We start from the raw sequence: 14,298 nt of genomic DNA on the forward strand, positions 1-14,298 counted from the left end.
CTTGGAACTATAAAAAAGCTTCAAAAAATAGAGGAATTGAGACAAAAAAATATAATGAAATTATAACATATCAATTTCTTTAACATTAAAATCTTTTATTGATTTTCTGCTTAACCTTTAAAGAAACCATATAAGATAAAGGAAACTGTAAAGAAGTTTTTTCGTTCTACCGGATAAAAAAGAACTTTCTCAAGATGTAAGCAATCGTAATTTATAAAGACGTATTGCTGTCTCACCATAAAAACGCTCATCATCTAGATAAAAAACGTCAGGTAAATGAATGATTGTATCTTTCTTTTCTTCAAGTATGAAGAGTGTATCCGCTTTTGCCCACCCCCCTTGCAAAGCTTCTACAAAAGACCGTTCACCTAAGCAACGGCTATAGGGAGGATCAGCAAAGATAACATCAAATGGAAGCATTGTTCCAATCTTGCCAAGTTTTGTTGCATCACGACGCAAAATTCGCCCAATAGACTGTAATTCAAAGGCTTCGATATTTCTTTGAAGCAAACCACGTCCCTCAACCGAGTTTTCAACAAAAACAGCGGCCTTTGCTCCACGTGAAAGGGCTTCTATGCCTAAAGCACCAGTACCAGCAAACAGATCAAGGATGCGTTTATTGGTCCAAAACTGTTCTTCACGGCTAGAAAGAATATTAAAAAGGCTTTCCCGCGTACGATCACTCGTTGGACGAATCGACTGATCAACAGGCGAAAACAAAACACGCCCAGCAAATTTACCGCCGATAATCCGCACCTGGTCCTCCAAATCGCTTCGACGTTTTTGCACCATCCTGATGTGATTTAGATTTTTTCAGAGCACCACTAAACGATTTTACCTTGTCTTTTCTCTCAAAAGCACGTTCATCACGACCACCTCTTATCATTTTCTCTTTATCCTTAGAAAAGTGATCTTTCTTACCAAAGGCACGCGTCTCATCGTAAGAGGTTTTGCCACGTTTTTGAACAAAATGCTCACCCTTCTCTTTCTGCAAGTGATTGTCTTTTAATTTTTCTTTGCCTCGATGAAAGGATTTTCTACCAGCCAAATCACTTTTATGATCATGGGATTTCTCCTCACTATAGGACAGCTTCCTCCGTGCACTCTGCGGACGTGCACCAGGAGCCATCCAAACATTAGCACGGCGAGAACGTGGTAGGAAACGCTCTGCTTTTCCTTCCTCACTTTTCCCCTTATTCACATTCTCATGAGACTTTTCTCTTAATCGTGCGCGACCATGCTCAACAGAACCATCTTTAGGGTAGCGCCGTATCACCCTTTCGCTTGAGAAAACCCAACCATCATTTGCAACAGAAACATCCTTCTGGCTTTGCTTTTCCGCAACAACTGCAGAATTTGAAAAAGGTTTTAGAATAGGAGCATCAAAATCGGCATTGGCCTGCATAATCAAACGCTCTCCCAACTGATCTCGTAACATCCGACCTTTTAATTCTTGTACAGCCCCTTCTTCTAAATCAGAGAGATGAAATGGGCCATAAGAGACACGGATTAAACGATTAACGGATAATCCCAATGCCCCTAAAACATTCTTTATTTCACGATTTTTTCCTTCTCGCAAAGCAACAGAAAGCCATATGTTAGACCCTTGTTCCCGTTCAATTGAAGCTTCAATGGAACCATAAAAAATACCATTAATCGCAATACCATTTTTAAGGTTATCGAGCGCACTCTGCTTTACTCTTCCATGGGCACGGACGCGATATTTGCGGACCCACCCCGTTACAGGAAGCTCTAATACGCGCGCTAAGCCACCGTCATTGGTTAAGAGCAAAAGCCCTTCCGTGTTAATGTCAAGCCTTCCAACAGAAAGAACGCGCGGCATTCCTTTTGGTAAATGACTAAATACTGTAGGTCTACCTTCCGGATCACGGTTCGTGGTGACAAGCCCTGCTGGTTTATGGTAAAGCCATAAACGCGTTCGTTCTATAGGAGGTAAAGGTTTGCCATCAACTTTAATAACATCAGAGCGGCTAACATTAAAAGCAGGTGTTAACACAACTGTACCATTCACAGAAACACGACCTGCAACAATCATCATTTCTGCATCTCGACGCGAAGCAACACCAGCACGCGCTAATCTTTTAGCAATCCGTTCACTCTCATTATTTTCATTCATTTGCGTTTCAAACCAATCTTTGCCAGTATGTTTAGAAAATTATGCACATGCACCATACCGCTTATCCTGAAATAGGAAGTAGCACAATCATTTATCATTTTCTATCCTTTAACTACAATAACGTATCCATTGACTTGCAAGTTTGTTTTAAACACTTAAAAAATAAAGGTATTCCTTTCATTATAAAAGCGTAATAAATTATTCATGCTATAACATTCTTTATCGAGAAATCTTTAAGTTCTCCCTTGCCCTCGTAGAAAGAACATTATGACTTTGACACCCATGGAAATAGCCCTTTTGGAAGCACAGTGGGCTGCAAAAAAAGATGAAGTTCCCGTAGGCGCTATCATTACACGTGGAAAAGCTATCATCGCACGTGCCGGTAACTTTATAAAATCTGCCTATGATCCTACAGGACACGCAGAAATGCGCGCAATCCGTATAGCTTGTGAAACATTGCAAAATGAAAGGCTTTCTGATTGCGATCTTTACGTAACACTTGAACCTTGTGCCATGTGTGCCGCTGCCATTTCATTTGCACGCATACGACGTCTGTATTATGCAACAAATGATCCTAAAGGAGGAGCTATAGAAAATGGCCCACGTTTCTATCAGCAACCAACCTGTCATCACAAACCTGAAATTTATTCTGGTTTTAAAGAAAAAGAAGCTGCTCAATTACTTAAAGATTTTTTTATCCAAAAGCGAGGCTAAAAACAATTCTTTATCCATAACTTTCACTCTTTAGAAACTATCCTATTTCTCAAAAAGACTGTTAATCCTTTTGATATATAGCGAAAAATATTTCGAAGCATTTTCACTTTCTTTTAATACTGCATATTGCTTCTATTAGATGATGTATTCATTTATTATTGATGAGAATAATTCATTATTTTATCTATAAAATATAAAGTCAAAAATATTGTAGAATACTCTTATTTCAAAGCTGTTTATAGTGAATCAATAAAAATCTCTTTCTTGCACATCACAAAGTGGATTCTCATCTGGATAAAAACAATTTAGAAAAGACTAAAAATATCCCTTATGAAGACTCTCAAATGCAAGGACTATCGTAATATTAGAGACTGGCAAATACAATGATTGCACCAGTCTACTTTCATAAGCATAAAGATGGTGGTGCATAATGGATTTTACGTTATATCATCCACACGAGCAACAGTATGAAATGGGCTTGAAATCCTTAAAAGATATTTCTTGTGAAGAAAACGCAGTACCACTCTCTCTATGCTATTGCCATATTGCTATGTCAGAGAAAGAGCAATCTCCTAGCCGCAAAGGTAAAGCTCTGCCTAGAGAAGAATTTGGTATTATAAGTAGGAAGAATACTTCACATACTTTAATATTTTTTCTTTTCTCTAGCGACCAATAGGTGCAGTCTTTGCCGGTTGGCGGTAACTTAAAGGCGGTTCAGTGAGATAGCGACGGTATTTTGAGCTTCCAACTTGTGCTCTCTGACGGCGTAAATATTCTTGTCGTTGTTTCGCATTCAACTGCGAAGGATTTTCTGAACCAATGCCATTAACTGAAGACCCTTTGTGAGAAAAAGAAGTACTTCCTTGATGCTGTTTCGATGCTGCTCCTTTATTAACAGATCTATCTTGTTGTGGCACCGGCAAAAATCCGCGTGAACTAGGACTTGGTATTACAAGTTTTGGATGAGGCTTCATAACAATCTGACTGCTGTTATTTGTCGGTGTTAATGAGGCAATATTAGCAACATCTTCAAAAAACTGTATCGAAACCGGTTTATCTGTCCCATAGGTAGGAGCAGATAAATTGCATCCCGTTAAAACAAAGCATATACCTAAAATTCCTATTGGAAATATTTTTAATTCACGTTTTCTCACTGCTTATTCCATTTCCTAAGTATATGGCTGACTAATATTCCCGCTATTTATAAGAGAACGGTCCATACACAAATTTCCCCCCTGCAGATAAAACAACGGAATTTACTCCGTACCACAAAAAACGATATTCATCAATATGGGAAATCTCCTTGCATTTCTTTTCCTTTGATTTAAAATTTTAAACTTTGCCAAGAATCCTCAATTCCCGTAAAGCAGCTGCATCGCGGGCAGAGACATCCGGATAAGCTGGATCACTCCCAACATCTTGTGTATAACGCCATGACCTAGCACATTTTTTCCCCAACGCTTTTTCTGGATATACACCAACCCCTTCAACATCATTCAAAGTAAAAGCATTGGAAGGCATAGTATCCTGCGTAATTGTGAGAGCACTGGTGATACAGATCTCCGCCATATCTACATTTTCTAATGCTTCTCGTAAAACTGGATTGGAAATAAAAACAATAGGAGCCGCTTCTAACGAGGATCCAATACGCTTATCAGCACGCTCAAGCTCTAAAGCTCCTGTTACAACTTTACGGACCTGTCGAATTTTTTTCCAACGCTCAGCTAAAGATTCGTTTTGCCATTCTCCTGGTACAGAGCGAAATTGTTCTAAATGCACCGATTGGCTTTCTGGATAACGCTCTAACCAAGCTTCCTCCATCGTAAAAGGCAACATGGGAGAAAGCCATGTCACCATTCGCTCAAAAATCTCACGAACAACCTGTAAAGAGGCCCTCCGTTTTTGTGATGAAGGCGCATCGCAATAAAGAGAATCTTTGCGGATATCAAAATAAAATGCCGATAACTCAATGATTGAAAAATCTAATAATGCACGCATAATTTTTTTAAAATCAAATTCGTCGTAAGCGCGATTAACCAACTGATCCAGTTCAAAAAGCCGATGTAATATAAATTTTTCAAGATCTGGCAGTGCGCCATAAGATATTTCTTCTCCTTCATCATACGCCAAAGTTCCAAGCATCCAACGAATTGCATTGCGTAGTTTACGATATGAATCCACATTGGTTTGAAGAATTTTTTTGCCTAAACGCTGATCTTCCCAATAATCCGTTGTCATGACCCAGAGACGAAAAATATCAGCTCCAGATGTTTTAATAATCTCTTGCGGAACAACCGTATTGCCTAAAGATTTAGACATTTTCTTACCATTCTCATCCAAAGTAAAACCGTGTGTGATCACTGTCTTATAGGGAGAACAAGCACGCGTACCACAGCTTTCCAATAGAGAAGATTGGAACCATCCACGATGCTGATCTGAACCTTCAAAATAAACATCTGCAGGCCATTGCAAATCAGCCCGATCCTCTAACACAAAACTATGACTTGCTCCAGAATCAAACCAAACATCCAGAATATCATAAACCTGCACCCAAGGCTCATGCGCACGATCACCTAAAAAACGTTCACGAGCTCCTTCAGCAAACCATGCATCTGCTCCTTCTGCTTCAAAAGCCTGTAAAATACGCTCGTTCACGTCTTCATCTTTCAAAACAACACCATCTTCATTGGCAAAAATACAAATAGGAACACCCCAAGAACGTTGACGAGAAAGAACCCAATCAGGACGATCTTCTATCATAGAAGCAAGGCGGTTTTGTCCAGAAGATGGCACAAAACGCGTTTTTGAAACAGCTTCCAAAGCCCGACTGCGTAAAGTTGAACCATCCCCAAGATCTTTATCCATTGAAATAAACCATTGCGGTGTATTGCGAAAAATAACCGGTTTTTTCGAACGCCAACTATGGGGATAGGAATGCTTTAAACGCCCCCGTGCAAACAATCGATCTGCTTTAATTAAAGCATTTATGACCTCTCTATTGGCATCACCCATTTTTCCATTATCATCAATAACACGTGCAGGTCCCCCTTCACGATCCGGTCCCAAACCTGGAACATCTTTCGTATAGAACCCTGCATCATCAACCGGAAACGGTATCGATGAATCAATCCCCGCCTCCTCCAATAAAGGCTTATAAGCATTCCAAATTTCAAAGTCCTCACGCCCATGGCTTGGTGCTGTATGGACAAAACCTGTCCCCGCACTCTCTGTCACATGAGCACCATCAAGCAGGGCAATCTTATAATTATACGCTCCAGCAAAACCTTTGAGTGGATGAGACAAAACAAGAGCTTTCAATTCGTCAGCAGAAATAACACGCAAACGCTTCAAAATCAGTTTGGCTTTTTCTGCACAACTCATCGCTAGAGCATCTGCAAACAGAAGCTTTTCTCCCACTTGAGGACCAAAATCATTTTCAGCACTTTCAACTTCGTAAAGACCATAAGAAATCTGCGAAGAATAACTCACTGCGCGATTGCCTGGAATTGTCCATGGTGTTGTTGTCCAAATGACGACATAAGTACCATATAAATCATCAGAACTTGCTTCAAAAACAGGAAACTTAACCCAAATCACCTCTGATTCATGATCATGATATTCAATCTCTGCCTCTGCCAAAGCTGTACGTTCCACAACAGACCACATCACCGGCTTGGAACCACGATAAATCTGATCTGACATCGCAAATTTTATCAATTCACTCGCGATGCGTGCTTCTGCATGAAACGCCATTGTGGTGTAAGGTGTGTTAAAATCTCCCACAACACCAAGACGTTTAAATTCTTCACTTTGAACGGTTACCCAATGTTGTGCAAATTCACGGCATTCTTGACGAAACTCGTTAAGAGGAACCTCGTCCTTATTTTTTCCTTGTGCACGATATTTTTCCTCAATTTTCCATTCAATTGGAAGCCCATGGCAATCCCAACCGGGGACATAATTTGCATTAAATCCCCGCATTTGAAATGAACGGATAACCACATCCTTTAGAACTTTATTTAAAGCATGCCCGATATGAATATGACCATTTGCATAAGGAGGGCCATCATGAAGAATATAAAATGGACGATCTTTTGCTTGTTGGCGCAATTGCGCGTAAAGCCCTATATTTTCCCAATGCGCCATTAACTCAAGCTCTTTTTGCGGAAGCCCTGCACGCATAGGAAAATTTGTCTGTGGGAGATAAAGAGTTTTTGAATAATCTATTGTTTCATTTTTCACAGTCATTGTGAAATATTCCTGTCCACTTTTACGATTTCATTTTTGCATAACTTCCCTGAACTCTGCAACTCTGGTTTTTATCGATAGGGAAAGCCGAGCTTATCATTCGTATTAAGCAGCGATCAAGAAAATATATCATCACACTTTATGGGCTTTATCATGAAATTTGCAAAAAAAGAAACCAAAAAATGAACTTAAAAAATAAAGGCTCCACCAATAGTGGAGCCTCTTAGAAATTTACTTTTTAAAAAGATTAGAATTTATAAGCTACACCAACGCGGAAATCATTGGTTTTGTAGTTAATTTCAAGTTTTTCCTTTGCAAATTTCTTTTTACCAAAATCGGAGTAACGATATTCTGCACGCACAATCACATTATCCAGCACAGAGAAATCAACACCACCACCAAGAGTGTAACCAATCATGGTTTTTGTTTCATCGGTTAAGTTCTTAGAAGAAACAACTCTTCCCTCATCATCCTTAACAGATATTGATACAGTGTCTTGGAACTGCCCATAAGCAATACCACCAGCAACATAAGGCATAAAGCGATCGGCAGCAAAACCGATACGTACCCGTGTAGCACCACCCCAATTTTGCTTGAAAGTATGATTTAAAGTTTCAACTTCATCCTCTTGATCAAGACCAAGTTCAGAAGCCATCTTTTTCATTTGTTCTATACCATATACGCTGGTATCACCCTTATCCGCCGCTTGTGTACTCTGTACTCCATGAGGACGAGAAGCATGTGGATTAGTACCATGTGAACCGTGTGGGTTAGCTCCAGAGCCATGATGCCCACCTGCGTGTGACCCACCATGCGGATTAGCATTATTTGCACTACCATGGACGCCATGATGAGCTCCGTTTTGCGCTCCACTTGTTCCGTTGGAAGCTTTTGCATCTGATCCATTAGATGATCCTGATCTCGCGAGTACGAGTGACGCGCTCGGTATTGTTCTTGCTGCTAATGATGGTTGTGCTGATGCTGCTGATGCTGCGGGTGCTGCTCCAACCGCTCCTCCTGCTTCTGACTTTGCTGGTGCAGGTTTTGCTGCTTCAGGTTTTGCTGGTGCAGATTGTGCTGGCGCAGGTTTTGCTGGTACAGGTTGTGCTAGCGCAGGTTTTGCTGCTGCAGGTTGTGCTGGCGCAGGTTTTGCTGCTGCAGGTTGTGCTGGCGCAGGTTGCACTGGCGCAGGTTGTGCTGGTGCAGGTTGTGCTGGTGCAGATTGTGCTGCTCCAGGTGTTGGTTCTGCAGATCCTGATGCTGCAGATCCTGATGCTGCAGATTTTGATCCTCCAGATCCTGATGGTGCAGCTCCTCCTGAAACTGATGGTGCAGCTCCTCCTGAAACTGATGTCTTAGGTGCTTTTGGTGCAGGAGTTCCTGAAGCAACTGCTTGTGTTGATGGTTGTGTTTGTTGGACTGGAACTAATGTTACTGATCTGCGGGATCTTCCGACTGCATTTTCTACTGTAACGTTATCAGATGAACCTATAGTAATGGTCTTTGTGTGTTTTTTTCCAGACAGTGTTAAATCCGTATCGACACCAAAAATAAAGCTGTCACCGAGATCAATATTAGAGCCTGCATAAAAACCACCGGTAAAACCTGAAAGTTTAGGAGAGAATTCTTTATCCAGTGGAAAACTCTTTTCTTGACCAACAAGAGCCATATCACCCTTGCCCGAAAAACCACCAGCTTGGACACCTAAATAAAGACCCGTCCATGAAAAAGTAGGCGCAACAATGGCAGAAGAAGGAATCGATGGTGCTGACTGATGAGAAATTTGTACATCAGCAGCTAGCGCTGTTGACGCTGAAATTAAAGAAAAAATAGACGCTGTTATTAAACGTTTTGTATTCATAAGATCTCTCCAAATATCCAAAATGAAATGTATATAGAGCATCTTTTTTGAAATATCTGTAGCAAAAATGACACACTCACAAAAAAATAAAGAAATTATGAAAATAAGGCTTCTTAACTATTTAATTTTGCATTTAATGAAAATTTATCAACTAAATCATACTAAAATTATGTCTCTTAAAGTTGGATTCATTTTCATTCAATTTTCGCACAACTGTTAATGGTAATATCTTTTATAAATTTCTTTTACCAAAATCTCAATAACGGTATACTGCACACAACAGAATATTGCTTATCATTGCACAATTAACGCCAACGCAAATAGTGAAACCAATCATTGGCTTTTTTACCCAAGTACCATCAAAGTTTCATCTATTGACGAGCTTGGTCTATCTTTGATGCTTTAGTATTTTGTATTTTAAATTACGAAAACAAAAAACTGAAATCAAACATTATCGAAGAAGACTTTTAGAGGTTCTTTGCGGAAATATTTTCATCCTGACACATTATTTTTTTATTTATAAGGATAACTTCATTATCTTGCATATTGAATGAAAGACCTCCCGTAGGATTCTCTCATTTAAAGGCTGTTCCCGTGTTGAATTAATCAGAACAATGCCTCTTGAACACCACAAGTAGCGGATAGCGCTAAATAAAAACATCAAAAACAAGCCTGTGAATATGCGACAATAAGTGTATCACGTTAACCGCATTCCGTTTAGAGTGTTCTGTTTTGGATGAAGACAGTGATCCTATTAAAGAACGTAATAAACAAAAATGCAAGACAATATGTCATCTTCATTATTTAAAAGACATTGCTCTAATAAATGTTTTTGAAAATTGTAAAAAAATTAAAAGAAGATTGTAAAGTTGGAAACTGGTTTCTATCTCTACAACTTTATATTCTTCTCCAATGAAACTGCATTTCCCAGAGATTCCTCTAACAGATATAGGCAATACACTCGACACTCGCTCTAACTTGGCCTATAAGAGCAAAATAAAGTTAATCACTGATTATGATCTTTTCCTATTTCTGAAATTAATTGAATGCTTTTCAATTGCTCGTAGAATAGTAGCAGGAATAAAAAGATTTTATATTAGCTATTATAAAATCGATATATAATCCCCATTCTACCTCTATAATATAAAACTTTTTTTAAAGTTTTATATTATAGAATTATACAATTAAAATAGATAGCTAATAAAATAAAGGCCTCGTTAAACGAGGCCTTAGTATTTTTTGTATTCATCATTTCGTTATTTACGAAATTAGAATTTGTATGCAACACCAACACGGAAGTCATTGACTCTGTATTGAATTTCAGTTGTGTCTTTAAAGTATTTCTTTTTACCGTAGTCTGAATAACGATATTCTGCACGTAACAGAACATTGTCTGCCATTGCGAAGTCAACACCAGCACCAAGGGTGTAACCAACAAGGGTCTTTGTTTCATCATATACGTTACCAGAAGCAACCAATTTACCAGAATTAGCAGAAGGAGTAGCAGAAGTATCAACAGCTTTTTTTACTTCAATTGTGGAAATTCCTTGCATTTGCGTATAAGCAACACCACCAGCGATATAAGGCATGATACGATCAGCAGCAAAACCAATGCGAACGCGTGTAGCACCAGACCACTTTTCTTTCAAAGTGACACTTTCGGTGTATTTATCTCCTGCTGCAACTGTTAGATTATCTTTTAATGGGATCTTAGCTTCTGTAAGGATTTTATTAATATCTGCATCAGTTTTACCAAGTGATTTTCCAACAGTATGTTCACCATAATTAACTGTGTCTTTTTTACCAACAAAAGAGACATCTGTATCCAAGCCAAAGACTACACCACTGCCGAGATCAATATTGTAACCTGTGTATAGACCACCGATCATACCGGAAAACTTAGAATCGTTTGAAAAGTCAGATTTTATTGAACGCCCACCAATCTGAGCACCAAGATAAAAACCTGTCCAAGAATAGGCAGGGGCTGCTGTGATAACTGCTGGGGCTGTTTCACGAGGGACGATAACATCAGCAGCCTGTGCTGCAGAAGCTGCAGCTATAGCGATAACAGAAGTTGTTACTAAAGATTTTATATTCATAAACTTTGCTCCTAATTTATTATGAGCACAGTGCTACAAGATTACACGGAGAAAAGCTGTAGTAAAAATAACACAGTCACAGGAAATGGAGGACACATCCCAGACAAAATCGCTTCATAGCTTGGTTTTATACGAGAAATTATAAACTGTATATATAGATAACTTATTGATTTTAAATGAATTTTTCGTTTATTGCTTATGAATAAGCTTTTTATAAAATCTGAATAATATCTTTTCATATCCACAATAAAATATGGGATATGTGATAATATAGCAACAGATAATAATAGAGGCTCTATCAGAGATAGAGCCTCTTTGTTATTTCACTGATCATCTGTTAGAATTTGTACGCAACACCAACACGGAAATCATTGGTTTTGTAAGAAGTCTCATATTTATCATTTGAGAATTTCTTTTTACCAAAATCGGAGTAACGATATTCCGCACGGACAATAATATTATTGGTCATGGCTAAATCAACACCAGCACCAAGGGTGTAACCAACAAGGGTCTTTGTCTCATCAGACAGAGTACCAGAAGCGATGACTTTGTCTGAATCTTTGTCTGTTATTGAAATCGATGCAGTATCTTGAAGCTGTGTATAGGCAATACCACCAGCAACATAAGGCATAATACGTTCAGCAGCAAAACCAATACGTACCCGCGTTGCACCAGCCCACTTTTCTTTAAAAGTGAAACTGTGGGTTCGTTTAAAACTGGGTTTAAGTACATCTTTATCAATATTAATTGAAGCGTCTTTTAACATCTTGTTAATATAATTGATATGTTCTGGGGCAATGACATATGTTTTTCCTGTCTTCGTGTCATCTTTATTAGACCACATGATATCTGTATCGACACCTAAAATAAGTCCATTGCCCAGATCAATATTGGAACCTGCGTAAAGACCTCCCATAAAACCAGATAGTTTAGGCAAATAATCCTCATCTACTGGAATCTTTTGCCCATTAGCAAGAATATCCATCTTTGCTTTACCCGAAAAGCCACCAATCTGCCCACCAAGGTAAAAACCTGTCCAAGAAAAAGTTGGAGCAACAATAACGGGAGCAACCGGTGTTGGACTCGGGGGAACAATAACATCTGCTGCTTGCGCCGCTGAAACTGAAACAAAAGCGAAAGCAGAAGCTGTTATTAACCATTTCATATTCATATTTTCTCTCCATAGCTGAATATTTATTTGAACACGTCATGTCATATAGAGCCCAAACTTCAGATATCTGTAGCAAAAATGATACACTCATAAAAAAAACAAAAATCCAATCAAAGTGCCCTTAATTGCTTTATCTGTAGTCAATGAGAATGAAACGATGCCCATGCATAAATGAGTTCTTCTCGCCACATTTTTTCTTCTTTATGAATTTTTTAAAAAAACTATGGCATCCCCCGTGTAGAGCATCTGTTATTAGCTATGAAAAGATAGCCTATTGATTATAATACCAAAATTATCTACCTCAACGTTACAAACGAGCACGTATGTGTAAAATCGTTTCAGAAAAATTAAAAATGGCTTCTTATGAAAGCTCTCAATATCAACGACAGCGAAAAAACTATTACGATCTTGAGAACAAAGACAAATGCAGATGTGCCATTTAAATTCATAAAAATAAATTTATACAAACAATGTATTTAGTTCATTATTTGCAAAACCAAATGCGCATAGCTCTTTGATTGTTTTTTACTGTAAAAGATGTGTATCGCACATAAACAAAGTTTCGAATACTTCATGGATTGCAATAAGATCACATTCAATTTACCTGCTCTTTGTTTTGCTTTAAGAATTTATTGTTTTTGAAAGATTGACCATTTTTTATCTCAACCTTATAGAGATTCTGTTTTCAAAGCTTTAGCCTTCTTTGTCGGCGCTCAATTTCATACTCTTTATAAACTAAATTGAAAAAAAACAATTCATAAACATTGAAACTTATATAAAAACTCTCCCTCAAGCTGAAAAAATGAGAAATCGTTCTTAAAGTTTTCAAATAAAACCTTGCTTTAAAAATCATGAATTTGGCAGAAAAGCTCTTTGATATCTTAAATCACAGACAAATAAAGAATATTTTATCTCTCGTCAAAACATGCCAACAAAAATTAAAAGTTTAATATTAAAAATAAAGCTTTTTTACACTTCACTACATTTATACTTCACTACAGGCCTCCTCCTCGATTTTGAGGAAAGATCCTTTTCAGATTCTGCCCGTAAACAACCCAGATTCTTGCCAAACGGGTTTGTCTTAATTGCCCTCTCATGTGATTGACTTAATTCAAGAGCGTATGGACCAAGTCCTATTCTTGATCTATCTCGTATCCTAAAAACACTTAAATAAAGGAGATCTCTATGCTTCATATAACCAAACTTCAGGGAATTTGCGACATACATAATAGAGTAATCCAAAATCTACACGTTATATAATTCCATGAAATTTGTAACGAGCAACCGCCCTTCACACAGTGTATTCTTTCACCAAAAACTCCCCTACCCTTATCTTTTCCGAACAGTACCACCCATGACCCAGCGCATAATCATAATACCCTTCGCAAATAAACATCTCCCCCCTGTTTTAAAGTGATAAAAAATATCTCTTTTATTCAATTCCCAGACATAAACTTTTTGATGTTATTTTCTTACTTTTTAATAACTCATTGGACTTCGTGCAAAGAGATTTGGCCGTTTTCCTTTTCTTGGTCCTTTTTTAGGTTTAGGACCTCTTTTTTTACCAGAATGTGACACAGGTACTAACTGAGCCGCTGTCATGCATTGGCTGTTATTTATGCAAGAAAGTTCCATTTGAACAACTTCAGATAAGATCTTGCTAAACTGTTTCCTAGAAAAAAGATCTCTAGGAAGAACAACAGAAGATAGCCCCTCTGTGGACTTTTGAGAAGATAAAAAGCCCGCCCCCTGAGCGACAGAGATTGAAAAAAAAGTAGCAAAAGCTGTAATAAAATATTTTATGTTCATAAATTTAACCTCATTAAAATATCCATAATGGATTTTACCTAGTGCCTTCATTGCCAATTTCCAGAAAAAATAGCATGTTTATAGATAAAAAGTGAGAATTCTCAAAAAACAAAGCCTTGGAGAATTTTAATTTTAAAATAAATTGTAAATTACTCTGCTCGTCCAACATAGAAAACACTTGTTTAGCAATGAATAAAAACACGAAGTATCGTCTAGGGACGATAAACTACATAAGTGTCATATCAACATATTGATTTAT

General features: G+C 38.1%; 10 protein-coding genes. 2 read left to right on the forward strand and 8 right to left on the reverse strand.

The genetic code is table 11. The annotated features are described in order from the left end of the window. Positions 1 to 189: 189 nt before the first annotated feature. Positions 190 to 756, reverse strand: coding sequence for a 16S rRNA (guanine(966)-N(2))-methyltransferase RsmD (rsmD, locus tag PVV70_RS02985; RefSeq protein ID WP_273757815.1), 567 nt, complete (start codon positions 754 to 756; stop codon positions 190 to 192). After that, complete coding sequence (locus tag PVV70_RS02990) at positions 737 to 2,137, reverse strand: pseudouridine synthase (RefSeq protein WP_273757816.1); 1,401 nt, start codon at positions 2,135 to 2,137, stop codon at positions 737 to 739. Before PVV70_RS02990 ends, rsmD begins: the two co-directional genes overlap by 20 nt. Positions 2,138 to 2,404: 267 nt before the next feature. Between PVV70_RS02990 and PVV70_RS02995 the strand changes: the two genes are divergently transcribed. Both PVV70_RS02995 and PVV70_RS03000 read left to right on the forward strand, forming a co-directional pair. Further along, positions 2,405 to 2,851, forward strand: coding sequence for a nucleoside deaminase (locus PVV70_RS02995; protein WP_273757817.1), 447 nt, complete (start codon positions 2,405 to 2,407; stop codon positions 2,849 to 2,851). Positions 2,852 to 3,281: 430 nt separating this feature from the next. After that, on the forward strand, positions 3,282 to 3,527 hold the full coding sequence (locus tag PVV70_RS03000; RefSeq protein WP_273757818.1) for a hypothetical protein: 246 nt from the start codon (positions 3,282 to 3,284) through the stop codon (positions 3,525 to 3,527). Here PVV70_RS03000 and PVV70_RS03005 read toward each other — a convergent pair. From PVV70_RS03005 to PVV70_RS03030, 6 genes are all read right to left on the reverse strand, one after another. Continuing rightward, complete coding sequence (locus tag PVV70_RS03005) at positions 3,514 to 4,005, reverse strand: hypothetical protein (protein WP_273757819.1); 492 nt, start codon at positions 4,003 to 4,005, stop codon at positions 3,514 to 3,516. The genes PVV70_RS03000 and PVV70_RS03005 overlap by 14 nt on opposite strands. 178 nt (positions 4,006 to 4,183) lie before the next feature. Then, positions 4,184 to 7,099 (reverse strand): isoleucine--tRNA ligase, encoded by a 2,916-nt coding sequence (ileS, locus tag PVV70_RS03010; protein ID WP_273757820.1) that lies wholly within the window; start codon positions 7,097 to 7,099, stop codon positions 4,184 to 4,186. Between the two features lie 247 nt (positions 7,100 to 7,346). Continuing rightward, positions 7,347 to 8,960 carry an outer membrane protein gene (locus PVV70_RS03015; protein ID WP_273757821.1) on the reverse strand — a complete coding sequence of 538 codons (1,614 nt, stop codon included), beginning with the start codon at positions 8,958 to 8,960 and terminating at the stop codon, positions 7,347 to 7,349. Between the two features lie 1,268 nt (positions 8,961 to 10,228). After that, positions 10,229 to 11,059, reverse strand: a complete 831-nt coding sequence (locus PVV70_RS03020; protein WP_273757822.1) for an outer membrane protein — start codon at positions 11,057 to 11,059, stop codon at positions 10,229 to 10,231. A 337-nt stretch (positions 11,060 to 11,396) separates the two neighbouring features. Then, the gene (locus PVV70_RS03025) at positions 11,397 to 12,230 is read right to left on the reverse strand and encodes an outer membrane protein (RefSeq protein ID WP_273757823.1); all 834 of its coding nucleotides are present in this window, start codon (positions 12,228 to 12,230) and stop codon (positions 11,397 to 11,399) included. A 1,479-nt stretch (positions 12,231 to 13,709) separates the two neighbouring features. Then, the gene (locus PVV70_RS03030; RefSeq protein ID WP_273757824.1) at positions 13,710 to 14,039 is read right to left on the reverse strand and encodes a hypothetical protein; all 330 of its coding nucleotides are present in this window, start codon (positions 14,037 to 14,039) and stop codon (positions 13,710 to 13,712) included. Positions 14,040 to 14,298 lie beyond the last annotated feature (259 nt).

It is taken from the genome of Bartonella sp. AU55XJBT (assembly GCF_028618525.1).

Coding starts and splice junctions, on each gene's coding strand:
- PVV70_RS03015 (WP_273757821.1), bottom strand. CDS start 8,960: ATGAATACAAAACGTTTAATAACAGCGTCTATTTTTTCTTTAATTTCA.
- PVV70_RS03025 (WP_273757823.1), bottom strand. CDS start 12,230: ATGAATATGAAATGGTTAATAACAGCTTCTGCTTTCGCTTTTGTTTCA.
- PVV70_RS02995 (WP_273757817.1), top strand. CDS start 2,405: ATGACTTTGACACCCATGGAAATAGCCCTTTTGGAAGCACAGTGGGCT.
- PVV70_RS02990 (WP_273757816.1), bottom strand. CDS start 2,137: ATGAATGAAAATAATGAGAGTGAACGGATTGCTAAAAGATTAGCGCGT.
- PVV70_RS03030 (WP_273757824.1), bottom strand. CDS start 14,039: ATGAACATAAAATATTTTATTACAGCTTTTGCTACTTTTTTTTCAATC.
- PVV70_RS03020 (WP_273757822.1), bottom strand. CDS start 11,059: ATGAATATAAAATCTTTAGTAACAACTTCTGTTATCGCTATAGCTGCA.
- ileS (WP_273757820.1), bottom strand. CDS start 7,099: ATGACTGTGAAAAATGAAACAATAGATTATTCAAAAACTCTTTATCTC.
- PVV70_RS03000 (WP_273757818.1), top strand. CDS start 3,282: ATGGATTTTACGTTATATCATCCACACGAGCAACAGTATGAAATGGGC.